Raw genomic sequence first — 25081 nt, forward strand, 5'->3', positions numbered from 1 at the left:
CTGGGTACTGGGTACTGGGTACTGGGTACTGGGTACTGGGTACTGGGTACTGGGTACTGGGTACTGGGTACTGGGTACTGGGTACTGGGTACTGGGTACTGGGTACTGGGTACTGCAAGATTTTGGACGGTGCCACAATAGAGTCAAGCTCTTTGCTTTTCCTAGGACCTTATTTTCCTAGGATCCAGGACCTGCTCTTTTTAAGACCGCTCTTCGCTTTCCCCAGGACCTAGGCCCTTCTTTCCCTAGCCCCTTTAACCCTTAAATCGCTATCGGCGCTTTAATACTTGGCTGCGCCTCATACCCTTCAATCTCGAAATCTTCCAGTTTGTAATCGAAGATAGAATCAGGTTTGCGTTTGATAGTCAGCGTCGGCTTCTTGCCCGGCACGCGCTTAAGCTGTTCATACACAATGTCATCGGTCAGGTGATTGTGGTAAAGGTGCACGTCACCGAAAGTATGCACAAACTCACCCACTTCCAAATCACACTGCTGCGCAATCATGTGGGTAAACAGCGCGTAGCTGGCAATATTAAACGGCACACCAAGGAAGTAGTCTGCACTGCGCTGGTAAAGCTGACACGACAGCTTGCCATCAGCGACATAGAACTGGAACAGACAGTGGCAAGGTGCCAATGCCATCTTACCTTTCTCAACGTTTGCCTGCGGGCTGATGCTTTCATCAGGCAGGTCTGCCGGGTTCCAGGCCGTGATGATATGGCGGCGTGAATGCGGCTTGGTTTTGATTTGTTCGATCAGTTCTGCAATCTGGTCAACGGTTGAACCGTCCGGGCATGCCCAGGAGCGCCATTGCGCGCCGTAGACCGGGCCCAAATCACCCGTTTCCGTCGCCCATTCGTCCCAGATGGTCACATTGTTGTCTTGCAGGTATTTAACGTTGGTATCGCCATTCAAAAACCACAGCAACTCATGAATGATGGCGCGGGTATACAGCTTTTTGGTGGTCAGCATTGGAAAGCCATCGCTGAGGTCAAAACGCATCTGGCGACCAAAAACAGATCGGGTACCAACACCGGTACGATCTCCACGATCAGTGCCGTTTTCTAGGATATCCTGCATCAAATCAAGATACTGCTTCATCATTCTTCCTTACATTAACGCTTCCACACCCTTGGGGTGGCAATTACAAAAATAAAGAAAGCCGCAGAGAAACTGCGGCTGAAAAATTATTGGGCAGAGCGCGTGGCGCTTTGTTGTCGGCGGTACGCCCACACCATCATCAATGCACCGAGGATGATCATCGGCGTAGACAGAATTTGTCCCATGCTGATCCAATCCCCAAACAGGCCAAGGTGCGCATCCGGTTCGCGGAAAAACTCCACAATAAAGCGGAAAGCGCCATAGCCAATCAGGAACAGTCCTGACACAGCACCTGCCGGACGCGGCTTTCTGATAAACCAATTGAGGATCAGGAACAACACCACACCTTCCAGAGCAAATTCGTACAGCTGCGAAGGGTGACGCGCAAACGGGCCGCCGGTTGGGAACACCATGGCCCAAGGCACATCGGTCACACGTCCCCAAAGCTCGCCATTGATAAAGTTACCCATACGGCCTGCCCCCAGGCCAAATGGCACTAAAGGCGCAATAAAATCAGACACGGTAAAGAAAGTACGCTTGGTTTTACGGGCGAACCAGAACATCGCCGCAATCACACCCAGCAGACCTCCGTGGAAAGACATGCCCCCCGTCCAGACTTTGAACAGGAACAGCGGGTCAGCCAGGAACGCATCAAACTGGTAAAACAGCACATACCCGATTCGTCCGCCCAATACCACGCCCAGGAAACCGGCAAACAGCAGATCGCTCACCTCATCCCTTGTCCAGCCACTGCCGGGTTTATCCGCGCGGCGGTTTGCCAGCCAAAGCGCGAACGCAAAGCCAGCCAGATACATCAGTCCATACCAGCGCACCGCCAGCGGACCGATTTCAATCAAAACAGGGTCGATTTGAGGAAATGTCAGGGACATGAAGTCGTCTTCCTTAGCTTAGAAACATGCTCCCACCAATCAGGAGCAGAAATATTGCAAACACACGTTTGATGATAGGGGTCGGTAAACGGGTTGCCAGCCGGGCCCCGAACCGGGTCGTTATCACCGAGGTAGTAACGATACCTAAAAGTGCCGGCAAATACACATAACCCACACTATAAGGCGGTAATGCTTCAGCCTGCTTAAGGCCGAAGAGAATAAAACCCGTCATACCGGACAGCGCAAGAAATACACCACACAAGGAGGCTGTACCAATGGCTTTTCGCATCTCTATGCCGTAGTAATTCAGGTAAGGCACGGTCAGCGAACCACCGCCAATCCCAGCCAGACTAGCGACAACCCCCATCACAGTGCCACTGGCGGCAGCCTGCAAGGGAGATGGAAAGGGTTTTGCCGCTTTCGTTACGCGCAGAGACATGATCATCTGCAGCGCCAACAGTAACACGATGACACCAAAAATTTTCGGCAAGTATGCCTTGGGAAGGTGATCAGCGAGCGCACTGCCCAGAAAGCCACCCAATAAAATGCCCGGCAACAGCGTCTTGATAACCGAAGGCTGGGCATTTCCAAGCCGGTAGTGGGTATAAGCAGACGAGATAGAGGTTGCCACAATGCTGGCCAACGACGTAGCCAATGCCATCGGCATAACCAACTCATTGGAGATACCAGCCTGAGGCAGCAGAACAGAAAGCGCTGGAACAACCAGCAAACCACCACCAATCCCCAAAAGCCCGGCAAGCAGACCGACGGTCGCCCCCAAAACTAGGCAAATACCAAACAGCCACAATGTGGGATCGTGCATGAACTACTTCCTATTTCCCGACGCGGATCAGGCCACCGAGATTATACGCTTCTAAAAATGCCTCAGAGGCATTTCTGATGTCCCGTGCCAGTGTCAGCTTCTGCAACGCCTTCGCGTGGTGCTGAAGGGCGTCTGAGGGGATATGGCGCAGCACATATTTGATTTTGGCCACACTGCGGGTATTCATACTCAATTGGCGATACCCCATCCCTACCAGCAACACCGCGCCAATCGGATCACCGGCAAATTCACCACACACACTGACGGGCAATTTTAACCGCTGGCTATTTTCAAGAATTTGACGCAACACCGCCAGCACAGAGGGGTGGAATGTATCATAGACGTCCGCCACACGGGCGTTGTTTCTGTCCACCGCAAGCAAATACTGGGTTAAGTCATTGGTACCGACCGAAAGGAAATCTATGTGTTCCGCCACTGCATCCAGCTGGTAAAGCAAAGAGGGAACTTCCACCATAATGCCCAGTTTGGGCTTTTTGAGTGTTTCCTGTTCTTGCTTGGCAATCTCAGACACCTCATTAAAGGCGCGTTCAATCAAGGCTTTTGCTTCCAGCAACTCAGACAACCCGGAAATCATGGGCAGCAAAATCGCCAGATTGTCACGACCGATACTGGCACGCAGCATGGCTCGAACCTGAATGAGGAAAATGTCCGGGTGATCCAGGGTAAAGCGGATACCACGCCACCCCAGGAAAGGGTTGTCCTCTTCAATTTTCAGGTAAGGCAGCGGCTTGTCACCACCAATATCCAGGGTACGCATCACTACGGGCTGATTCGGGTAACAATCCAGGATTGAACGGTATTGTTTGACCTGATCATCTTCTGAAGGGAAGCTTCGCTGCATCAAAAACGGCACTTCGGTGCGGTATAGCCCCACCCCATCCACACCACGGTTGATGGCAATGCTGGTGTCCGCACTCAACCCAGCGTTCAGGTGAATATGAACACGCTCACCATCTGCTGTTTTTGTCTGCTTGGTGAACGTGCTTTCCACTTCGTGTTGAAGCTCAAGTTCCTCATCATGAAGACGTTGGTATTCTTTCAGGACATGTTCAGCTGGCTCCACCAGCAGGCGTCCTTTAAATCCATCCAGCACCACCAGCTTTCGGTGCACCAGTTGCGGGCTGAACTCAACACCCATGACGGCGGGTATCCCCAGTGCACGGGCAAGGATCGCAGCATGGGCATTCACCGCCCCTTCCTCTGCGACCACACCGGCCAAACGGTCACGGGGAATTGCCGCCAGCATTGCTGCCGTTAACTCACGGGCAAAGAGCACAATCGGCTCGTCAAAATGCCACTGCTTGATGTCCTGGTTTTCCAGGAAATAGAGCAAACGCTGGCCAAGCTCTTTCACGTCATTGGCACGCTCCCTGAGGTAAGCGTCTGACATGTTGTGAAAGCGCTCGGCAAAAGCATCAATGGTTTGCTTAACGGCCCATTCCGCCATATCCCCTTGTTGGATGCGTTCATTCATCGCTTTACGCAACATGGGATCGTTAAGCAGGTGGATAAAAAGATCAAAGATCGCCAGCGTGTCCTGATTCAATTCGCTGTCAAAACGCTTTCTAAGACGGCGGAATTCCGCAATCGCAGCGCTCAGCGCACCGTCAAGACGGTCACGTTCTTTTTGGATATCAAGACAAGAGGCGGGAAAAACCAGATCCAGTCTGGGTTGGGAGACATCACACCAGGCTTTAGCAATGGCTACCCCAGGGGACGCCGCAGCACCTTCCAGTAATAAGGTTCCTTTGGTGTTAGGCCAAAACCCCTGAGCTTTGGCATGGGCAAACACCACCGCCAACTGGGCGGCCAGGGTAACAAGAAAGGATTCTTCGGTTTCATCGAACTGGCGGGAGTCGCGCTGCTGCACAACCAGTACGCCCAATACCTGACGACGGTAGATGATAGGGGTGCCAAGAAAGGCATTGAAAATATCTTCCCCGATATCCGGGAAATGTTTGAAGTCAGTATGCCCACTGGCGTGCGCCAGGTTTATCGGCTCTTCCCGGCGGCCAACCAGACCCACCAGGCCTTCATCGAAAGAGAGTGACACACGCCGGGCGCGGGGATTGAGCCCTTGTGTTGCCATTAAATCAAACTTCTGGCGGTCATGATCCGCGATGTAGACAGAACAGCATTCTGTTTCCATCGCCAGACAGGTTTCACGCACCAGTATATTGAGCGCCTGTTTAATGTCACTGGATGACGCGACATTGTTAACGATATCCCGCAGTTTCGTCAGCATTCGCGCCCTCTTTCCTGTCTTTTGCCGATCCTAGTTTTTTACCGAACCCCGTTTACTTTTGCGCTTGAGCTTACGCTCTTTGAAAGGCATCGCCAAAGGTGCGAATTCTTTCATAGCACGGCGGTAAACTTCACGTTTGAACGACACCACCTGCCTGACAGGGTACCAGTAGCTTACCCAGCGCCAGCCATCAAACTCCGGTGTACTGCCACGTTGCATGTTTACTTTAGACTCGTCACATTCCAGTTTCAGCAAAAACCACTTTTGTTTTTGCCCGATACACACAGGTTTGGACTCCCAGCGAACCAGACGTTTCGGTAACTTATAGCGTAACCAGTGTCGACTGGTTGCCAATATCCTGACATCTTTTTTTGTCAGTCCGACCTCTTCGTAGAGTTCCCGGAACATTGCCTGTTCAGGGGTTTCACCGTCATCAATTCCGCCTTGAGGGAATTGCCAGGAGTGTTGTCCGTATCGACGAGCCCAGAGAACCTGACCGTGGCTGTTACAAATTACAATCCCAACGTTGGGACGGTAGCCATCGCCATCTATCACTGGACGACCTCAAATATAAATCTTTATTACCAGTGATTTTTTCACACTATGTGCACAGTGGTAAACAAACATTGTGTATGAAACGCGTTTTTTGGGGGCTTCAGCCGCCTTTAGGGATAAAACCGGCCAAATAGCCAAGTTATAAACAGACTGATGAGACAAGGCGCACATTTATTCACGCTTTCTGTGGATAGATTTGTGCAGAACAGGCGTCAAACAGGCTTGGTAGGTTTTCACTCCATGAGCACTCACTTACCAAACCGAACAAAGACAGAATAAAAACCATTATATATCATACAAATAAACACATACCCTCGTATTTCATTGTCAAAAGCTGACGATCAATTTATAGACGATCTTAAAGTGGTCAAAGATCCACCAAGCAGCAACTTACCCACACCACTTGACGAAAACATCGCCAAACACCAGGAAGATGAGAGAAATTTTCGGTTAAAAACCACTGTATATACACACATGTACTAAAAAGATGGCAGCACGCACTCTCCCCTTGTGGATAACTTAGGTTTGCGTACAATGATCCGGATAGCGGAATGAACTGCAGCAACATCCCTGTCTGGCCTTACCTCAGGCAGGTTTCTATCACCAACCCCAATTGAATTGACGATACCGCCATGATCCCTGCTCCCAAGACACAACAAGAACTATTGGAACGCGCCTATGCACTTGCCGGGTTTACGTTGGGCGAACTGGCTGAGCAACACGGATTAGAATGCCCGGCCGATCTGCGCCGGGAAAAAGGCTGGGTGGGTATGCTTCTGGAAACTTGCCTTGGCGCCGAGGCTGGCAGCAAGCCCGAACAGGATTTTCAAGATCTGGGAATTGAGCTTAAATCGATCCCAATCAGCCACACTGGCAAGCCCCTCGAAACCACCTTTGTCTGCGTCGCCCCCTTAACCGGGGTACAGGGGCTCACCTGGGAAGAGAGCCATATCCGCAACAAGTTATCCACGGTGCTGTGGATCCCGGTCGAAGGCGAGCGGGAGATCCCGGTTTGTGAGCGGCATGTCGGAATGCCCCTGCTATGGCAACCTTCGGAAGAAGAGGAAGCGCAACTGAAAGCCGACTGGGAGGAGCTAATGGAATTTATCGTGCTGGGAAAAGTGCATGAGATAAACGCAAAACACGGAGAGTATCTTCAGCTTCGCCCCAAAGCTGCCAACAGCAAAGCCAAAACTGAAGCTTACGGGGCAAAAGGACAACCGATTAAAACACTGCCAAGGGGTTTTTACCTTCGAACTCAGTTCACCGGTAAAATCCTCGCCCGTCATTTTATGTTGCCCGGCGATGCCTGAAGTCACGCTTAAAGAGTGATTTCCATGTCTTCTTTACAACTGCTGTCTGCAGGGCCGAACTCATCGTAGGGATCCAACAGGCGCAAAATGGCTTTTTTCACTCCGACTTTACGCAGTGTGTCGCTGACCTGCTCCACATTGTCAAAGTGCAGCACTTCATCAGATTTGTCGTCTTTCAGCGGTTCAAGCTGGTGGCGTACTTCCACTTCCACCACATATTGCGCTCCCCCGGCATGTGCCATCACATAACAGACCGGGATATTATCAGGGTGAGACTGGATCCAGTTTTTTAATTGCTTTACTTTCATCGCGCTGCCACTCCTGTTAATTATTTGTTAAATCAGTATAGATAACGCTGTGCTTCCTGCTCACTAAACGCCCTGCCATTTTTGTGTGGAAGATCGCTATCTGACCCAATAGCTGATGCAACATCGCCTATATTTGCGTTACTTCTCGACAGCCCCCGGTCGCGGATCCTGTCTCCCGGCCGATTTACCCTTGTACCGAACATAAAATCTCCTAAGATGGGGGATAAACACTGCCGTTACACCTGCAGCTGTCCTTGTTGCAGGGTGATCAATCCAAGGAGAGCGGATGCTATATCACACCCTTCCTCATACGAATCTCGAAGTCAGCAAGATTTGCCTCGGTACCATGACGTTCGGCCAGCAAAACAGCGAGGCAGAAGCACATCAACAGCTGGATCTGGCGTTGGATATGGGCGTCAATTTTATTGATACTGCGGAAATGTATGCCGTACCGCCAACCAAAGAGACCCAGGGACTGACCGAAAAGTACATTGGCAGCTGGTTAAACAAGAGTGGGAAACGGGATAAAATTGTTCTCGCCACCAAAGTCGCCGGTCCCCGCAATATTCCCTACATTCGCGATAACATGGCGCTCGACCGCCGCAATATCCGACAGGCCGTGGATGACAGCCTTTCACGCCTGCAGACCGACTACATAGACCTCTATCAGGTGCACTGGCCGCAGCGCCACGTCAACAGCTTTGGCAAACTTAACTACCACCACCAGGATGAAAACTCCGGGGTGACGTTGCTGGATACACTTGATGCGTTGGCTGAACTGGTTCGCGAAGGGAAAATCCGACATATCGGCGTGTCCAACGAAACGCCTTGGGGGGTGATGAGTTATCTGCGTCTGGCAGAGAAGCACAGCCTGCCACGCATCGTGACCATTCAAAACCCCTACAACCTGCTTAACCGCAGCTTTGAAGTGGGACTGTCGGAAATCAGCCATCAGGAAGGCGTTGAGTTACTGGCCTATTCCCCGCTGGCATTTGGCGTCCTGTCTGGCAAGTACCTCAATGGCGCCAAGCCTGAAGGAGCGCGTTGTACACGCTGGGAGCGTTTCGTTCGCTATTTTACTGAACAAGGCCAGGCTGCAACGCTCGCTTATGTCAATCTGGCGCAAGAGTCTGGGCTGGATCCGGCGCAAATGGCATTGGCTTATGTTAACAGCCGCCCCTTTGTCGCCAGTAACATCATAGGTGCGACGAGCCTTGAGCAGCTTAGAGCCAACATAGAATCGGTAGACCTCACCTTGCCAGAGCCGGTGATTGAGCGCATTGAAGAGATAGGGGTTCAGTACTCCAACCCCTGCCCCTAACGAAACACGGCTGTTATTCCAAAGGCGCCAGTTGGCGCCTTTACTATTCTTGGGACACTGCACCGCCCAGCGCCAAGATAGACTTCACCTGACTGTTATGGCGAAGGAAGACAGACATGAAACACACGCACCTCACTGTATCCGGCATGATCATTTTGGCGCTAGGTCTTGTTGGGTGCTCTTCCCCTAACCCATACGGGGATGCCTATGGCGCCGCCGATACTCGTACCATTCAGGAAGTCTATTACGGCACAGTGATCAAAGCAGAGCCGGTGACCATAGATGCCAACGACAGCAGCAATGTCATCGGAACCATTGCCGGCGCAGCAATTGGCGGGATTTTAGGTTCAAAAATCGGTGGTGGCAGCGGTTCAGATATCGCGGCCATCGGTGGTGGCTTACTGGGTGGTTACGCCGGCAGTGAAGCGGCGGGTGAACTGGGCAAACGCAACGGGGTAAACCTGACCATACGTCTTGAGGATGGCAGGGTCATTTCGATTGTCCAGGAAGCGAATCCTGACATGCTTTTCCGGGTTGGCGAACGGGTTCAGGTTAATGTGGACGGCAATACCGCGCGCGTCGTCCTCGCCTAAACGGGAATAAAAAGGAGCCACCCCGAAAGGAGGCTCCTTCAGTTTACGTTGTGGGGTTCAACCTCAATTTCCGACGCATACGAGCGATTTCGCGTTGTGCCTTGTATTGAGGTGCCACAGTGTGACCTATCGACAATCCATCTTTTTCAAAGCCAATATCCCTCAGCAGATGTTCAGACAATGGCTCGCCGACGTATCGCAATCTGCGGTGGGCTTTGCGCCATTGTGCTTCTTCACGCTTGATATCCATACGGACGAAAAAAACAGCTAAACGAAGGTACATTGATTGTGTCATGACAGACTCCTTATGAGTGATTAAGGAGGCGTTGGACAGAATGCGGACGTGTAACGAGAGGGGGTATACCAATCGGGCCGCAATCAATCCGCGGCCCATTGCTTAGGGATGCGGAGTTACTGTACAGGTTTTCGCATAGTTGCGCACAGATCACAGGAGAACGTGGTAACGGACTTAAACAGTTGATTTGTCATCGTTGCCTCCTAAATCTGATAAACCTTGGTGTAAACACCGCATTTGTAAATTCACTGTTAATACTAATGATATGGATCAATATTTCAACGCACTATTTGTTGGCTTGGTGAATTCAGACACATAGTCTCCACCTGGCAGATTGAACAATGTTTAATCATCTATCTTGTCTTATTTTGTCCAGTTAAGAGTACAAGCCGCTTATCGCTGGCCATCCATACGTCTTATTAGAAAAGATTAATTTACACATAAAATCATGCGTTTATAGCCAAAAGATCTTAAACCTTTAATCCATCCGAAATGCGGATGGTTAATAACTTAAACCAATCTTTTATTTGTATATCATGTCAGCATCTTTTGGAGGAACGATCTATGAGAACTATTTCTGACAGGATTCGACATGCTATTGCCTTCGAGGTAATTGGACTTCTTCTCATCGTGAGTATCTTGTCCCAGTTTGGCTTTAATGCGGCCCACACCGGTGTTTTGGGTGTGGCATTTTCTGTGTTAGCAACCGGATGGAACTACGTCTACAACATATGGTTTGATAAGGCCATGGTGAAATGGACCGGCACGAGTGAGAAAAAACAGAAACACCGGATTGTGCATGCTGTGTTGTTCGAATTGGGTCTGCTGTGGGTAACCCTGCCTGCACTGGCCTGGTGGCTGAACATCAGCCTGTGGGATGCACTCATCATGGATATCGGCTTGGTGCTTTTCTATCTGGTCTACGCCTATATCTACAACATTGTGTACGATAAGCTGTTTCCCATCGAGCACGGTAAAACCGCTGTACAGCACTGAGATATAAAATAAAAAGTACATAAAATAAAAAACCGCCGTAAGGCGGTTTTTTATAGCAAGAACATTCCCGGAAGGTTAATCAGCGAAAGCTGCGCGGCGCCGGGATAAGGCTGTGTTTGTTCAGCAGGCGGTACATGGTCGCGCGGGATACACCCAGCTCTTTCGCCGCAGCCGAAACCTGGCCATTGTTACTTTCCAGTACCGCCAGCAGCGCATCACGCTCTGACTCTTCACGGATTTTACGCAGGCTCTGTTTGTAATCACCCTGACGTGGCAAGTCCAAATGCTCAGCCTCAATCACCAGGTTGTCCGCCAGCAATACTGCGCGTTTTACCTGGTTGATAAGCTCACGCACGTTGCCCGGCCAGCTGTAGTTGGTGAGGATTTTGTTCGCCTCTTCCGAAAAGGTACGCGCCTGCGTGTTGTACTGGCGGGCAAACTTCAACAGGAAGTGCTCGGCCAATTCAGGGATATCTGCAGCACGCTCTTTCAGTGAAGGAACAGAAATACGCAGTACGTTGAGACGGTAGAAGAGGTCTTCACGGAACAGCCCTTCCGCGACGGCTTTTTCCAGATCCATGTGAGTGGCCGCAATCACGCGCACATCAATCTCTTTTGAGTATTTATCATCGTGCGATTCAACCGTGCCATCTTGCAGCAGGTGAAGAAGGTTCGCCTGCAGGTTCAGTGGCAAGTCACCGATTTCGTCCAAAAACAGGGTGCCCTGGTGTGCTTGCTGCACTTTGCCTTCTGTTGTGCCGTCACCAAACAGTTCGCTTTGGATCAGTTTTTCCGGCAGTGCACTGCATTTTACAGAGACAAACGGCCCTTTCGCACGGGTAGAGGCATTGTGGATAGCCATCCCCACCAGCTCTTTACCTGTACCGCTTTCACCGTGGATAAGCACAGAGACATCTGTCGGTGCGACGCGGCGAACCTGATCACGCAATTTCTTCATTACCGACGTTTTGCCCAAAAGACCCATGTCGCTGTGGTCGCCCAGTTGCGGCCAGACATGACGCTCAAGCTTGAGCATACCCAGTTGGTGGCCAATGGTGCTCATCAGCTGGCTGTCCGGAATAGGAGAGGTAAAGTAGTCGATGCAGAAGCTGACAATAAACTGGCAAATCGCATCATTGTTGAGTTGGTCTTCGCGAATCAGTGCCAGCCAACGCACTTGCTTATTACGGTTAACCAGTGATGCCACACCATTGAGACTGAAATCATCATGGCTGATGTCTACAATACCGATACAGGGTCCGATATCCTGTAGAAGAGATTGTGCAGCCCTGAGGTCATAACAGCGGTGGCAACGCCAGCCCGCCTGTTCCAATGTTGCTAGCCATGGTTCATAAGTTCCACCTACTACTACCAGTGAACTTGGAACTGCCTCAGATCTGAATTGCATACCCATAGTGCCTGCCTTTAGTCATCCATTAACGACATGTGTTCAAAATGTTGTGAGTACCATTATATTTTGCAAGACAGGCGGGTCTGTCTCATTGTAGATACAACATGGCTCCCAAATCGAAACAGTTCCCAGTTTAGACACTTTTGCTGTTCAACCGACTTACAACAGAAATGCCGAAGAATTGACATAATTATCAATATTATTAACGGGATAGATGATTATGGACTGCCTAAAAAAGCCACCTTGGTGGCTAACATTTCAAACTCATCTCAATATTGAGAATTTTAAAACTCTCTTTATTTTTTCTTAGATCATAGACTATGACCCGCTTTCGTGAGGTCATCTGAAGGCAGATAAAAGAAAAACCGCGCCCTATTGAGACGCGGTCTTTTGGTTAAGGCAGGTGTGGTAAAAATATCAACGCACTTCTTCGCCGCTGGCAATCACAGTTTGACGAACTTTGTCTGCAAACTGCAACGCTTCCTCACGAACGGAATCCTCATCAACAGTCAGGATGTCTCGCTCCTGCATCAGAACGCGCCCATCAACAATGGCATGTTTCACATTCGTCGCGTACGCAGAATACACCAGTGCGGAATAGGGGTTGTACATAGGTACCATGTTTGGTGCTTTAGTATCGATGACGATGATATCCGCCAGCTTACCGGCTTCCAGAGAGCCAATCTTGTCTTCCATATGCAGTGCACGCGCTGCGCCCATGGTGGCCATTTCAATCACTTTGATTGGCGGCATCGCAGCGCGATCCTTATTCACCAGCTTGTGCACTTTTGCTACCTGGTTGAACTCATCAATAGTGCTCAGTGTATTACCGGACATCGGGCCATCGGTACCCAGACCAATGCGCATTCCCTCATCAAACATGGTCAGTGCCGGGGAAACGCCTTTCGCTGATTTGATGTTAGCACTCATGTTGTGCGCGATACCCACATCGTGCTGCTTGAGCAGCGCGATATCGTCCTCGTTGACGTTAATCACGTGTGCACCAACCAGGTTTGGTGTCAGGGCGCCGATATCAGCCATGTAAGCCACAGGCGACTTACCGCCGCTGCGCTCTGCAATCACTTCATTTTCACGGTCAGATTCTGCCAGGTGGATCATCACTGGAACATCATGCTCCAGCGAAAGTTTAGTGATCTTCTGCAGCACTTCTGTGGTGTTGGTGTAAGGGGCGTGCGGTGCAAAAGCCGGGGTAATACGAGGGTGATCTTTATATTCCTCAATAAAGTTCAGCGCATATTGGATGCCCTCTTCTGCGTTGGCCGCATCCGCCACTGGGAATTTAATCACGGTTTCGCCCAACACAGCACGCATGCCGATGGTATCAACGGTTTTCGCCACTTCATCTTCGAAGTAGTACATGTCTGCGTATGTCGTAACGCCGCCTTTCAACATTTCCACGTTCGCCAGCTGGGCACCGATACGCACCATGTCACGGCTTACCAGCTTTTTCTCCAGAGGGAAGATGTAGCGGTGTAGGCGATCCGGCACATCGTCACCCAGCGAGCGGAAGACTGTCATTGATGCGTGGGTGTGTGAGTTGATAAGACCCGGCATCACGATGTCGCCATCCACATCCAGAACAGTTTTCGCTTCATACTCTTTAGCCAGCGCTTCATCGCCGACAGCCACAATCTTGTTGCCCTTTACTGCAACAACGCCGTTTTCGTAAACGGTCTTGTCCTCGTTCATGGTCAATACGGTGGCGTCTTTGATCAGCAGGTCGACATTCTCTGCGGCAAATGCTGCAGACGAGGCCAAGGTTGCCAGGGCAACGCTGGCAGAAAGGAGTGATTTTTTCAGCATGGTAATATTCACTTAAAGGCAGCAAGGAATTGCGTGGGCATCATCCGCGCTCAGGCTGAAAATCGGAACAAAAATGTGTTTTACGTCGCAAAAACTGTGACATTGCGCAAACGGTTGCGATGCGGTCGGCGGGCATAAAAAAACACCGGAAAATTCCGGTGTTTTTGTGTCTCAGAAGCGTATCGGTTTCGGTTTAGAAACCCGACAAAATCAGTCTTTCTTCTGGTTTTGTGGACGCATTGCCGGGAACAGGATCACGTCACGGATGGTGTGCGTGTTGGTAAACAGCATCGCCAGACGGTCGATACCGATACCCTGACCTGCTGTTGGTGGCAAACCGTGCTCCAGTGCAGTGATGTAGTCTGCATCGTAGAACATCGCTTCGTCATCACCGGCATCTTTCGCGTCAACCTGCGCTTTAAAGCGTGCATCCTGATCTTCTGCATCGTTCAGCTCAGAGAAGCCGTTCGCCACTTCACGGCCACCGATGAAGAATTCAAAGCGGTCGGTGAAGAACGGGTTGTCATCGCTGCGGCGTGCCAGCGGAGAAATGTCTGCCGGGTAGCCAGTGATGAAGGTCGGCTGGATCAGTTTAGGCTCTGCGGTTTCACCGAAGATCTCTTCCAGCAACTGACCACAGGTCCAGAATTTCTCTACGTAGATATCCAGAGACTTCGCGATAGCAACCAGCTTCTCACGATCCTGAACGTCTTCTACCGTCAGCGCCTGAATGTCAGCGTGGTCAGGGTTGTAGTGCTTGATCGCTTCCAGCATGGTCATACGCGCGTACTTGCCACCGAACTCCACGGTGAAATCGCCGTAAGGCATAGAAGTCTGACCCAGGACTTCCAGCGCAACAGTGCGCAGCATGTCTTCGGTCAGGTCGATCAGGTCGTTGTAATCCGCGTACGCCATGTAGAACTCAATCATGGTGAATTCTGGGTTGTGGCGTGGAGACAGACCTTCGTTACGGAAGTTACGGTTGATTTCGAATACACGCTCGAAACCACCCACAACCAGACGCTTCAGGTACAGCTCAGGCGCGATACGCAGGAACATTTCCTGATCCAGTGCGTTGTGGTGCGTGATAAACGGACGTGCAGACGCACCACCCGGGATCACTTGCATCATTGGCGTTTCCACTTCCATGAAGTCTTTAGACTCCATGTAACGGCGGATAGCTGAAATCAGCTTAGAGCGCACTTTGAACGCATTGCGTGAATCTTCGTTAACGATCAGGTCAACGTAACGCTGGCGGTAACGCTGCTCTTGGTCAGTCAGACCATGGAATTTCTCTGGCAGAGGACGCAGTGCTTTGGTCAGCAGTTGGTACGATTCCATGTTCACGTACAGGTCGCCTTTGCCAGACTTGTGCAGTGCACCGGATACACCGATGATGTCACCGATATCCAGACCGTGGTACTTCTCTTTCAGCTCGTTTTGAACGTCTTTCGCTGCGTACGCCTGAATGCGGCCGCTTACGTCTTGCAGCGCGATGAAAGGACCACGCTTCGCCATTACACGGCCAGCAACGGTCACTTTGTGATCCAGTGCTTCCAGCTCTTCCTTGCTCTTTTCGCCAAACTCAGCCTGAAGATCAGCCGCTTTATGCTCACGGCGAAAATCATTCGGGTGGCCGTTTGCATTGCAGCTTTGACGAATGTGGTTCAGTTTTGCACGACGCTCCGCGATCAGCTTGTTTTCGTCTTGTAACTGGTCAGTCATAGTGAACCTTCAAATTATCTTAAAAATTACAAACCAGATTTCAGGCTGGCTTCAATAAATCTGTCGAGATCGCCGTCCAGTACCGCCTGGGTATTACGGGTTTCGACACCGGTACGCAGATCTTTAATGCGTGAGTCATCCAGAACATAAGAACGGATTTGGCTACCCCAGCCAATGTCAGACTTGGATTCTTCGTTCGCCTGTTTCTCAGCATTCTGCTTTTGCAGCTCCAGCTCGAACAGTTTTGCACGAAGCTGTTTCATCGCCTGATCTTTGTTTTTGTGCTGGCTACGGTCGTTCTGGCACTGCACCACTGTATTGGTCGGAACGTGGGTAATACGTACCGCAGATTCGGTGGTGTTAACGTGCTGACCGCCCGCACCGGATGCGCGGTATACGTCGATACGCAGATCCGCCGGGTTGATATCAATAGCGATATTTTCATCAACTTCCGGATAAATGAACGCAGAAGCAAACGAGGTGTGACGACGGCCGCCTGAATCGAACGGCGACTTACGCACCAGACGGTGAACGCCGGTTTCAGTGCGCAGCCAACCGTAAGCGTAATCACCAGAGATACGCACGGTTGCTGATTTCAATCCAGCCACATCACCTTCTGACACTTCAATCACTTCCGTTTTGAAGCCTTTTGCATCTGCCCAACGCAGGTACATACGCAGCATCATGGACGTCCAGTCCTGCGCTTCTGTACCGCCTGAACCTGCCTGCAGGTCGATGTAGCAATCAGATGCATCGTGATCGCCAGAGAACATACGACGGAATTCCAGCTTAGCCAGCTTCTCTTCCAGATCGCTCAGTTCAGGGTCAATCTCGTCAAAGGTATCCTGGTCGTTTTCTTCAACAGCCAGTTCCAGCAGATCGGTGATGTAGATACCGCCCTGATCCAGCTGGTCGATAGTTTCCACTACCGCTTCCAGCGATGCGCGTTCACGACCCAGTGCCTGCGCACGTTCAGGATCGTTCCACACATCCGGTTGTTCCAGTTCGGCATTAACTTCTTCTAGACGCTCTTTTTTGGCGTCGTAGTCAAAGATACCCCCTAAGGACAGTCGCGCGCTCGGCGATGTCCGCTAGGCGGTTTTTAATTGGATTGATTTCAAACATGGTCACTTTTCTATGTTCGGAATGAGTTTTAACCGCAGAATTCTACAGAATTGCGGGAGGAATATACAGAGTGTGATGGGGATCAAAGGAGAAAATTTCAGAGAAAAATGAGAGAAACAGAATTTGAGATTTGAGATTTGAGATTTGAGATTTGAGATTTGAGATTTGAGATTTGAGATTTGAGATTTACAGGATGGTCGTTATGCCTCTAGCGCTGGACAACCAAACTTTCTCCGTTCGATGCGTTGTCCAGCGCTTCCCTGCTCTTTCTCTTATTTCAATTCTCTAATCTGCTCTTTCTCTAGCCAGCTCTTTCTCGTGTCTCCGGTCTGCTCTTTCTCAAACCGCCGCCATATGCTCCACCATCAACTGAACCGTGCGGTTACCGCGGAACTCGTTCACATCCAGACGGTAAGCCAGTTCCACCCGTTGCACGGAAGGATCCGGCCATCGGCGTAGGTCGACGTTGAAGGCAATGGCATCCACCATTTGCCCGCCCATCACCGGCTCAACCATCATCTTAAGGTGTTTGCCACCCACCAGTTTCTGGTGCAGCAATTTAAACGTGCCATCAAACAAAGGTTCCGGGAAACCCTGCCCCCACGGGCCACCGGCGCGCAGCGTCTCAGCTACATCCAGCGTTATTTCGGTGGGCAGCAACTCGCCGTCTGAAAGCAAAATGCCTTTAAGCTCATCTTCCCCAACGATGTTTCTCACCGCGTCATCAAACAGCTTGGCAAAGCGGTCAAAATCCGCTTCGGAGATCGTCAGTCCTGCCGCCATGGCGTGACCACCGAATTTTTTAATCAGTCCCGGATTCTGGGTATCAATCATATCCAGGGTATCGCGCATGTGCAGCCCCTGAATTGAACGTGCGGAACCTTTGATCATGCTATCGCCGCCATCAGCAAATGCGATCACCGGGCGGTGGAATTTGTCTTTAATGCGTGACGCCAGAATACCAATCACACCCTGGTGCCATTCGCGCTGGAACAGCGCCAGGCCGCAGGGCAGGCTGGAGCCTTCACCAAACTGCAGGCGCTCACAAATCGCCATGGCTTCTTCTTTCATGCCCTGCTCGATTTCCTTGCGGCTCTGATTGAGGGCATCCAGTTCACACGCCATCTGGCGCGCCGCCTGTAAGTGCTGGCTCAAAAGCAGTTCAATGCCGAATGACATATCATCCAGACGACCTGCTGCATTGATGCGTGGCCCCAGAGCGAAACCGAAATCGCTCGCCACCAGCGTTGCCATGTTACGGTTGGCCACTTCAATCAGCGCCTGAATGCCGGGGCGGCATTTGCCTGCGCGGATACGCATCAACCCCTGGTGCACCAGAATGCGGTTGTTGGTATCCAGCGACACCACATCAGCGACGGTGCCAAGCGCGACCAGGTCAAGAAGCTCTGCGAGGTTTGGCTCTTGCATGCCATGGGCAGCAAACCAGCCGGTTTCGCGCAAATGGGCACGCAGTGCCAGCATCAGATAAAACGCCACGCCGACACCGGCCAGGGACTTGGATGGAAAACCACATTCGTTAAGGTTCGGGTTCACCATGGCGTCGGCATCCGGCAACACTGAGCCCGGCAGGTGGTGATCGGTCACCACGACCTGGATACCACGCGCTTTGGCGGCGGCCACCCCTTCAATGGATGAAACACCGTTGTCCACCGTCATAATAAGCTCTGCGCCCTTCGCGGCCGCCTGCTCTACCACTTCCGGACTCAGGCCATAACCGTCATCAAAGCGGTTTGGTACCAGATAATCGACGTTGGTACAGCCCATCATTCGGAATGCCGTTACAGAGAGCGCCGAACTGGTTGCGCCATCGGCATCAAAATCCCCCACCACAATGATGCGTCGCCCGTCCGCCATGGCTGCCGACAGCAATTCCACCGCGCGCTCAATGCCATAAAGTTCACTGTAGTTGAGCAGTCCTTTGGCACTGCGCTCAAGTTCACCTTCTGAGGTGATCCCACGGTTGGCATAGATGCGCTGCAGCAGCGGCGGGATGGAGGCTGGGAAAGCGGTATTCTGGGCGGCCTGGCGGCGTTTGATTTCAATCATGGGAATGAGACCTGTCCTCGACGGCATTGTCGCCGGCGGTATTTCGAATGCGGATTGAACGGGCATTGTAACCCTAAGCGGGGCGCGATTGCAGGTTTCCACCCAACAAAAAAGCGCCGACCTGGGTCAGCGCTTTTGGGCGTCAGTCTGTGATCAGCCTTTTTGCTGCAGCACTTGCAACAAACGCTCAGCCGGCAGGTAACCAGACAACATGGTGCCATCTTGCAGCATAATTGCCGGCGTACCGGTAACACCCATTGCACTGCCCAGTGCCATGTGGCGGCGAACCAGTGGCAGGCACTCATCGCTTTCTTCATTGAACTTGCGTGATTTCGCTTTGTTCATGGCATCGGCGCGATCATCTGCACACCAAATGGCGCTCATCTGTTCCAGGTTTGGCGATCGCTCACCGGAACGTGGGAAAGCCAGGTAACGAACCGTGATACCCAGATCGTTGTACTGATCCATTTCGCTGTGCAGTTTGGCGCAGTAACCACAGGTGGTGTCAGTGAACACATTCACCACGTATTTTTCATCTTTGGCCGGGAAAACAATCAGCTCTTTCTCAACGTTTGCCGCATCAAACAGGCCTTTGTTACGTTTTGCCTGAGTAATTTCAGTCAGGTTGATGGATTCTGTCGGCGTGGTCTGGAACAACTGGCCATAGAAGAAATAGGAGCCGTCATTGTTGGTGTAGACAATGCCGCCGTCAGTGATGACTTCATACAGGCCGTTAACCGGTGCGGTTTCAATGCTTTCTACGTTCAGGCGGTATTTAGCCAGCACATCAACGATGGCGTCTTTGTCAGCCCCTTCAGCAGCGTAAGCGCCGAAAGAAAACACGGCTGAAGCAACCAGCATATTCGCCATCAGTTTCTTAAAATTCATAGTGTTGTAATCCTGAAAATGGGTTTACTTGCAAACTGTCACTCACTCAGACCGGGAATTTGGCAAAAAGTCCCCAATTTGTGCAAAAAAGAATAGTAAGTGCCAGCTCCCTGCCGGCCACATTATGCCCGAGGATGATGCTGTTGATGCAACTGTTTTAGTCGCTCTGTTGCCACGTGTGTATAAATTTGCGTGGTAGACAGGTCACTGTGACCCAGCAGCATTTGAACCACCCGCAAGTCCGCCCCGTGGTTCAGCAGGTGGGTCGCAAAGGCATGGCGCAAAACGTGCGGGGAAAGCATGTCGCCATCAATGCCCGCCAGTGCGGCGTAGAATTTGATCCGGTGCCAGAAGGTCTGGCGCGTCATCATACGTGCGCGGCGGCTGGGGAAAAACACATCCGAGGTTTGCTCCCCTAACAATACCGGGCGGCTGTGCGCCATGTATTTTTCCAACCAGTCAATGGCCGACTCGCCCATTGGCACCAGACGCTCTTTGCCGCCTTTACCAATCACCCGCACCACGCCTTGGCGCAGGCTGACATTTTCTGTGGTCAGGCTGATAAGCTCGGTCACACGCAAGCCGGTGGCGTACAACAGCTCCAGCATGGCTTTATCACGTAACTCCAGAGTGTCTTCTACATCCGGCGCTTCCAGCAGCGCATCCACCTGCTCTTCTGACAAATCTTTCGGCAGGCGTTTGGGCAGTTTAGGGCTGATCAGGGTTGCTGTCGGGTCGTCTTCACGCTGTTTCTCCCGGTACAGGTATTGGAACAGGCGGCGCATGGCGGAGAGCATGCGGGCGCGGCTGCTTTGCTTGTAATCCTGATCGAACAGCCAGTGCTGGTAGTCCTGCAGTTTGGAAGAAGACACCTTGACCAGCGCTTCTCCATCTTTATCCAGCCACTGACAGAGTTTCACCAAATCATTGCGGTAAGAAGCCAGCGTATTCTCTGACAGACCACGCTCCATCCACATTGCATCCAGAAACTGTTCAACCAAAGCGGCGTTTTGTTCCACGATTCACTCACTTAACATCGGTATTCTCTGCTTTCAAACTACCTCACCCCAGCCTGAATGCAAAATTTCATCCTGCTGACTGCGTTTAATTCCAGCAACCGGCTCTCAGGGTGGAGATAGCGGGCGGTGACAGGTAGAATCGCCCCAAGACATGCAAGTAGGAAAAGCGCGTGAAAATAGGTTTGTTTTACGGTTCAACCACCTGCTACACCGAAATGGCGGCAGAAAAAATCCGCGACATTCTGGGTGACGATCTGGTGACCGTGCACAACATCAAAGAAACCCCGGTTTCTGCGATGAATGACTACGATTTGCTGCTGCTCGGGATCTCCACCTGGGATTTCGGCGAATTGCAGGAAGACTGGGAAGCGGTCTGGTCACAACTGGATGGATTGCAACTGGAAGGGAAAGTGGCCGCGCTGTTTGGCCTTGGCGATCAGGAAGGTTACGCAGAATGGTATCTGGATGCCATGGGCATGCTGCATGACCAGTTACTGCCAACCGGATTGCAATTTGTCGGTTACTGGCCAAACGAAGGCTATACCTTTGAAGCATCCAAGGCACTGACTGAAGACGGCAAACACTTTGTCGGTCTGGCACTGGATGAAGATAGCCAGTACGACCTGAGTGACGAGCGTATCGCCACCTGGTGCGAAAAGGTTCTGATTGAATATCAGGAAATGCTCTGATTCCAATCCCAGTTATCAGCCATAAAAAAACCACCGCAGGACGGTGGTTTTTTTGTCGTCAGTGCTGATTACGCGTTTTGCGCTTCAGCTTTTGGCTTCCCCACAAAGCTCACCACAACCAGTGACAATGCGGTAGGCAGCAGCCATGCCATGCCATAGTTGAACAGCGGCAGAACTTTCAGTGCAGACACATCCACACCCGCTACTTTTGCTGCATCAAACAGGGCGAACACCAGAGACACACTCAACACCGCGCGATAAGCCAGTGCCGGGTTAGGCATAAAGCGGCGCAGGAATGTCAGCGCAATCAGGGCAATCGCTACCGGGTACAGGGCAAACAGTACTGGAATTGAAACCGCAATCAGCTGGTTCAGACCGACGTTTGCCACTACTGCACACACTACAGACAGGATCACAACCCATTGGCGGTAAGTGATTTTGGTCAGGGTGCTGAAGTAATCAGAGCATGCAGAAACCAGACCGATAACCGTGGTCAGACACGCCAGTACAATGATGGTCGACAGGATGATTTGTCCTGCTGGGCCAAACAGCGCCAGTACATACGCTGATAGGATTGCACCACCATTGTTCGCGCCTGCTGCAACACCGCTAGCTGTCGCACCCAGATAGAACAGAGAGATATAAACAAATGCCAGACCAGCTGCCGCGATGACGCCTGCGAAAATCAGGTATTTACAGGTTTGCGCCTGATCTTCGACGCCTTTTTTACGGATAACGTCAACGATCAGCATACCGAACATCAGTGCCGCGAAGGTATCCATGGTGTTGTAGCCTTCCAGGAAACCTGTGGTGAATGCCTGGTCAACATATGCACCTTGCGCTGCCACAATATCACCCTGAGGGTTGACCACCACGGCAATCGCCAGTACCGCCAGCGCGGCGAACAATGCCGGAGTCAGAAGCTTACCAATGATATCGATCAGCTTGCCCTGAGACAGAGAAAAGAACATCGCCACGGCGAAGAACACAACGGAAAACAGTGTCAGTTCGAATTGGCTTGGTGCACTTAAAAATGGCTTGAAGCCCATTTCATACGCCACCAGACCGGCGCGAGGCGCTGCGAAAGCAGGGCCGATAATGATGAAAATCAGCACCGCCATCAGGGTCGCCACTGATTTTGGCAGATCACGGGTCAGCCCTTTCCAGCCACCGCCAGCAACAGCAACCGCAATAATACCAATCAAAGGAAGGCCTACAGCGGTGGTCAAAAAGCCAAGCATTGCAGAAAAGGTGTGTTCACCTGCCAAAAAGCCTGCCAGAGGAGGGAAAATGATGTTCCCGGCCCCGAGGAAAAATGCAAAGGTCATAAACCCTAGCGCGAGTATATCGCTAACCTTTAAACTCTTGCTCACTTCTTCTTACCTATCGTTATGTGTTTGCGAAATGTGTTTGCGTATTTATCTGTAATCAATCGGTTAGTCTTTTGGTTGTTTTTACTATGCAACACCGATTAGGCAGAATAATGACGAAGTTTCACCACGCAGACAATAGGGCAATAAAAAATAGATGATAAATTTATTTTAAATTAATTAACCAGAATTTAATTTTATTTTTTGACGAATGAACAACAGATGTTAAAGATTTTCGCAGCAAAGCAATGCAACATTTGATCAACATTATTATCTAAATTTTGACCACTTATCACCATGACCGCCCGGAGGAAATGTGGGAAAAGGTTTTAAATTCAAACAGTTTTCTATTGACGATCAAGGTTGCGGCATGCCGGTCAGTACCGACGGCGTCCTGCTGGGCGCCTGGGCTGACGCAGGAGAGCAGCACCAGATACTGGACATTGGCACCGGTTCTGGCCTGCTGGCGTTGATGATGGCGCAACGCTTTCCGACTGCGCAAATTCTGGCCGTTGATATTGATGTCCATGCGGTAGAAACCGTGAGCATGAACGCAGAACAATCTGCTTGGGCTAACAGGATAAAAGTGCGACAACAGGATGTTACGCTGTGGTCAGAAATGCCGCGGTTCGATACCATCGTTTGCAATCCGCCCTACTTCAATTCCGGCGAGCAGGCCGGTGATGCCCGACGTGCGACAGCGCGCCATACTGATACGCTTTCTCACGACAACTTATTAAAAGTGATAAAGGCAGGACTATTGCCGGGCGGGCAGGCACATTTGATCTTACCTTCTGTAGAGGCTGATGGGCTGATTGCCAACAGCGCAGAGCATGGACTGGGCTGTCTGCGCTGCACGCTGGTGAAACCGACACCGGATAAACCGGTGAGCCGGAAACTCATCACCTTATCGACGCAACCGACTGATAGTTGTCAACAAACCTCACTGGTTATCCGGCAGGGTGACAACTACAGCGACGACTTTATTGCACTGACGAGAGATTTTTACCTCAAGATGTGATGATTGTACTTGAAATAGTCTCTATAATTCGCCCCCTAACTTTGAGTGGAGAAACAACGCGTGCGAACTTTTGCTGAACTAGAACTGGATCCTCAACTGCTACAAGCGCTGGATGACATGGGCTTCGAGCGACCAACAGCGATCCAGGCTGGCGTGATCCCTCATGGTATGGATGGCCGTGATATTCTGGCGTCTGCGCCTACGGGAACAGGGAAAACTGCAGCCTTTGTACTGCCATTGCTGCAACACCTTATCGACTTCCCTCGTCAGAAGCCGGGTCCTGCACGCGCCCTGATTTTGACCCCAACCCGTGAACTGGCTATTCAGGTTGCAGATCAAGCCCGCGCGCTGGCGAAATACACTGACCTGAAAATTATCACCATTACCGGTGGTATCTCTTATCAGGAGCACGCAGAAATTCTGGGTAAAACTCAGGATATCGTGGTGGCAACCCCTGGCCGTTTGATGGAATACGTAGAAGCAGAACGTTTCGACTGCCGTGCGATTGAAAGCCTAGTGCTGGATGAAGCCGACCGTATGCTGGACATGGGCTTTGGCGCTGCTGTTGACCGTCTGTCGGCTGAGTGTCGCTGGCGTAAACAAAGTATGCTGTTCTCGGCCACACTGGAAGGTAAAGGCATTGAAGGCTTCAAGAGTGCCCTGCTGACCGACCCGGTTGAAGTGGAAGCTGAGCCACCGCGCCGCGAGCGCAAGAAAATCACCCAGTGGTACTACCGCTGTGATGACATGGCGCACAAGAATGCCCTGCTTAAATCTATCCTGGCAGAGCAGGCAGAGCGCGCGATCATCTTCGTGAAAACCCGTGAACGTCTCGCAGAGCTGCGTGAATACCTAACGAAAGAAAAAGTGAAATGTGCGTGGCTTCAGGGCGAGATGCCTCAGGCAAAGCGTACCTACGCCATTGAACGTTTCACCACCGGCGAAATCAATGTCCTGCTGGCGACGGACGTTGCAGCCCGCGGTATCGACGTGCCGGATATCGACCACGTGATCAACTTCGACCTGCCACGTAAGGCTGACGTTTACCTGCACCGCATTGGCCGTACTGCCCGCGCAGGTAAAAAAGGTAACGCGATCTCCCTGGTGGAAGCGCACGACCAGCCAATGATGGATCGTATCTGTCGTTACATGAAAGAGGACGTGAAAGAACGTTACATTGATGGTTTGAAGCCGAAACATAAGAAACCTGAATTCAAGAAGAAAAAGAAAAAGGTTTCGAAAAAAGAGGCCAAAGGTAAAGCCAAGAAGGTAGCGAAGAAAGCAGCTAAAAAAACTGCTTAATCAAATATTTGCTGGATTTACAATTTAGTTAGTTATAAAAAAGGAGGTGAAAAGCCTAATGCCAGTCAGTTAAGCTGACTGGCTTTCTTTTTATTGGGGTATTTCTTTGCCTTAGGCTTCACGGCTCTCGGGTATATTCGATCTTCTCGCTTAATGGGCAACACATGATGTATCGCCTC

Annotated in this window: 22 protein-coding genes; 7 read left to right on the forward strand and 15 right to left on the reverse strand. The window is 51.2% G+C overall.

The window, feature by feature from the left end; genetic code table 11:
• Positions 1–261: 261 nt before the first annotated feature.
• The 5 genes from KU854_RS23490 to rppH form a co-directional block, all read right to left on the reverse strand.
• On the reverse strand, positions 262–1101 hold the full coding sequence (locus KU854_RS23490) for a thymidylate synthase (protein WP_218360695.1): 840 nt from the start codon (positions 1099–1101) through the stop codon (positions 262–264).
• Between the two features lie 86 nt (positions 1102–1187).
• Positions 1188–1991 (reverse strand): prolipoprotein diacylglyceryl transferase, encoded by an 804-nt coding sequence (lgt, locus tag KU854_RS23495; protein WP_218360696.1) that lies wholly within the window; start codon positions 1989–1991, stop codon positions 1188–1190.
• A gap of 13 nt (positions 1992–2004) precedes the next feature.
• Entirely contained in the window at positions 2005–2814 is an 810-nt protein-coding gene (locus KU854_RS23500) for a sulfite exporter TauE/SafE family protein (protein ID WP_218360697.1), read from the reverse strand.
• Positions 2815–2824: 10 nt separating this feature from the next.
• Positions 2825–5080 carry a phosphoenolpyruvate--protein phosphotransferase gene (gene ptsP / locus KU854_RS23505; protein ID WP_218360698.1) on the reverse strand — a complete coding sequence of 752 codons (2256 nt, stop codon included), beginning with the start codon at positions 5078–5080 and terminating at the stop codon, positions 2825–2827.
• Positions 5081–5110: 30 nt separating this feature from the next.
• On the reverse strand, positions 5111–5635 hold the full coding sequence (gene rppH, locus KU854_RS23510) for an RNA pyrophosphohydrolase (RefSeq protein ID WP_218360699.1): 525 nt from the start codon (positions 5633–5635) through the stop codon (positions 5111–5113).
• 632 nt (positions 5636–6267) lie between these two features.
• On the opposite strand from rppH, the gene mutH reads away from it, so the two are divergent.
• Complete coding sequence (mutH, locus tag KU854_RS23515; RefSeq protein WP_218360700.1) at positions 6268–6948, forward strand: DNA mismatch repair endonuclease MutH; 681 nt, start codon at positions 6268–6270, stop codon at positions 6946–6948.
• Positions 6949–6956: 8 nt separating this feature from the next.
• Here mutH and KU854_RS23520 read toward each other — a convergent pair whose 3' ends face one another.
• Positions 6957–7256, reverse strand: a complete 300-nt coding sequence (locus KU854_RS23520) for a DUF6482 family protein (protein ID WP_218360701.1) — start codon at positions 7254–7256, stop codon at positions 6957–6959.
• Between the two features lie 286 nt (positions 7257–7542).
• Between KU854_RS23520 and KU854_RS23525 the strand changes: the two genes are divergently transcribed.
• Positions 7543–8577, forward strand: a complete 1035-nt coding sequence (locus KU854_RS23525; protein ID WP_218360702.1) for an NADP(H)-dependent aldo-keto reductase — start codon at positions 7543–7545, stop codon at positions 8575–8577.
• 116 nt (positions 8578–8693) lie between these two features.
• The gene (locus tag KU854_RS23530) at positions 8694–9170 is read left to right on the forward strand and encodes an outer membrane lipoprotein (RefSeq protein WP_218360703.1); all 477 of its coding nucleotides are present in this window, start codon (positions 8694–8696) and stop codon (positions 9168–9170) included.
• Positions 9171–9213: 43 nt separating this feature from the next.
• On the opposite strand, the gene KU854_RS23535 is transcribed toward KU854_RS23530, so the two are convergent.
• Positions 9214–9465 (reverse strand): hypothetical protein, encoded by a 252-nt coding sequence (locus tag KU854_RS23535; RefSeq protein ID WP_054779938.1) that lies wholly within the window; start codon positions 9463–9465, stop codon positions 9214–9216.
• Positions 9466–10029: 564 nt separating this feature from the next.
• Here KU854_RS23535 and KU854_RS23540 point away from each other — a divergent pair.
• Entirely contained in the window at positions 10030–10461 is a 432-nt protein-coding gene (locus tag KU854_RS23540; protein ID WP_218360704.1) for a PACE efflux transporter, read from the forward strand.
• Between the two features lie 79 nt (positions 10462–10540).
• Here KU854_RS23540 and KU854_RS23545 read toward each other — a convergent pair whose 3' ends face one another.
• The 7 genes from KU854_RS23545 to xerD form a co-directional block, all read right to left on the reverse strand.
• The gene (locus KU854_RS23545; protein WP_218360705.1) at positions 10541–11875 is read right to left on the reverse strand and encodes a sigma-54-dependent transcriptional regulator; all 1335 of its coding nucleotides are present in this window, start codon (positions 11873–11875) and stop codon (positions 10541–10543) included.
• 414 nt (positions 11876–12289) lie between these two features.
• Positions 12290–13696, reverse strand: a complete 1407-nt coding sequence (locus KU854_RS23550; RefSeq protein ID WP_218360706.1) for an amidohydrolase — start codon at positions 13694–13696, stop codon at positions 12290–12292.
• 210 nt (positions 13697–13906) lie between these two features.
• A complete protein-coding gene (gene lysS / locus KU854_RS23555) occupies positions 13907–15421 on the reverse strand; it encodes a lysine--tRNA ligase (protein ID WP_054779937.1) in 1515 nt (504 codons plus the stop codon).
• Positions 15422–15447: 26 nt separating this feature from the next.
• Positions 15448–16546 (reverse strand): peptide chain release factor 2 gene (gene prfB, locus KU854_RS23560; RefSeq protein WP_218360707.1). Its coding sequence is split into 2 segments (ribosomal slippage): positions 15448–16470 and positions 16472–16546, totalling 1098 coding nucleotides; the frame shifts between segments, so codons are not numbered across the junction.
• A 339-nt stretch (positions 16547–16885) separates the two neighbouring features.
• The gene (recJ, locus tag KU854_RS23565; RefSeq protein WP_218360708.1) at positions 16886–18613 is read right to left on the reverse strand and encodes a single-stranded-DNA-specific exonuclease RecJ; all 1728 of its coding nucleotides are present in this window, start codon (positions 18611–18613) and stop codon (positions 16886–16888) included.
• A gap of 153 nt (positions 18614–18766) precedes the next feature.
• Positions 18767–19501, reverse strand: coding sequence for a thioredoxin fold domain-containing protein (locus KU854_RS23570; RefSeq protein ID WP_218360709.1), 735 nt, complete (start codon positions 19499–19501; stop codon positions 18767–18769).
• Positions 19502–19623: 122 nt separating this feature from the next.
• Positions 19624–20520: a site-specific tyrosine recombinase XerD gene (gene xerD, locus KU854_RS23575; RefSeq protein ID WP_218360710.1), complete on the reverse strand. Its 897-nt coding sequence runs from the start codon at positions 20518–20520 to the stop codon at positions 19624–19626.
• A 170-nt stretch (positions 20521–20690) separates the two neighbouring features.
• On the opposite strand from xerD, the gene fldB reads away from it, so the two are divergent.
• Positions 20691–21209, forward strand: coding sequence for a flavodoxin FldB (gene fldB, locus KU854_RS23580; protein WP_054779935.1), 519 nt, complete (start codon positions 20691–20693; stop codon positions 21207–21209).
• A 68-nt stretch (positions 21210–21277) separates the two neighbouring features.
• Here fldB and brnQ read toward each other — a convergent pair whose 3' ends face one another.
• Complete coding sequence (brnQ, locus tag KU854_RS23585) at positions 21278–22582, reverse strand: branched-chain amino acid transport system II carrier protein (RefSeq protein WP_218360711.1); 1305 nt, start codon at positions 22580–22582, stop codon at positions 21278–21280.
• Between the two features lie 313 nt (positions 22583–22895).
• Between brnQ and KU854_RS23590 the strand changes: the two genes are divergently transcribed.
• Both KU854_RS23590 and srmB read left to right on the forward strand, forming a co-directional pair.
• Entirely contained in the window at positions 22896–23600 is a 705-nt protein-coding gene (locus tag KU854_RS23590) for a tRNA1(Val) (adenine(37)-N6)-methyltransferase (RefSeq protein WP_336245278.1), read from the forward strand.
• Between the two features lie 60 nt (positions 23601–23660).
• Entirely contained in the window at positions 23661–24902 is a 1242-nt protein-coding gene (gene srmB, locus KU854_RS23595; protein ID WP_218360712.1) for an ATP-dependent RNA helicase SrmB, read from the forward strand.
• The last annotated feature ends 179 nt before the right edge of the window (positions 24903–25081 follow it).

The organism is Enterovibrio paralichthyis (genome assembly GCF_019209835.1).
In the GTDB taxonomy this organism is placed as follows: Bacteria; Pseudomonadota; Gammaproteobacteria; order Enterobacterales; family Vibrionaceae; genus Enterovibrio; species Enterovibrio paralichthyis.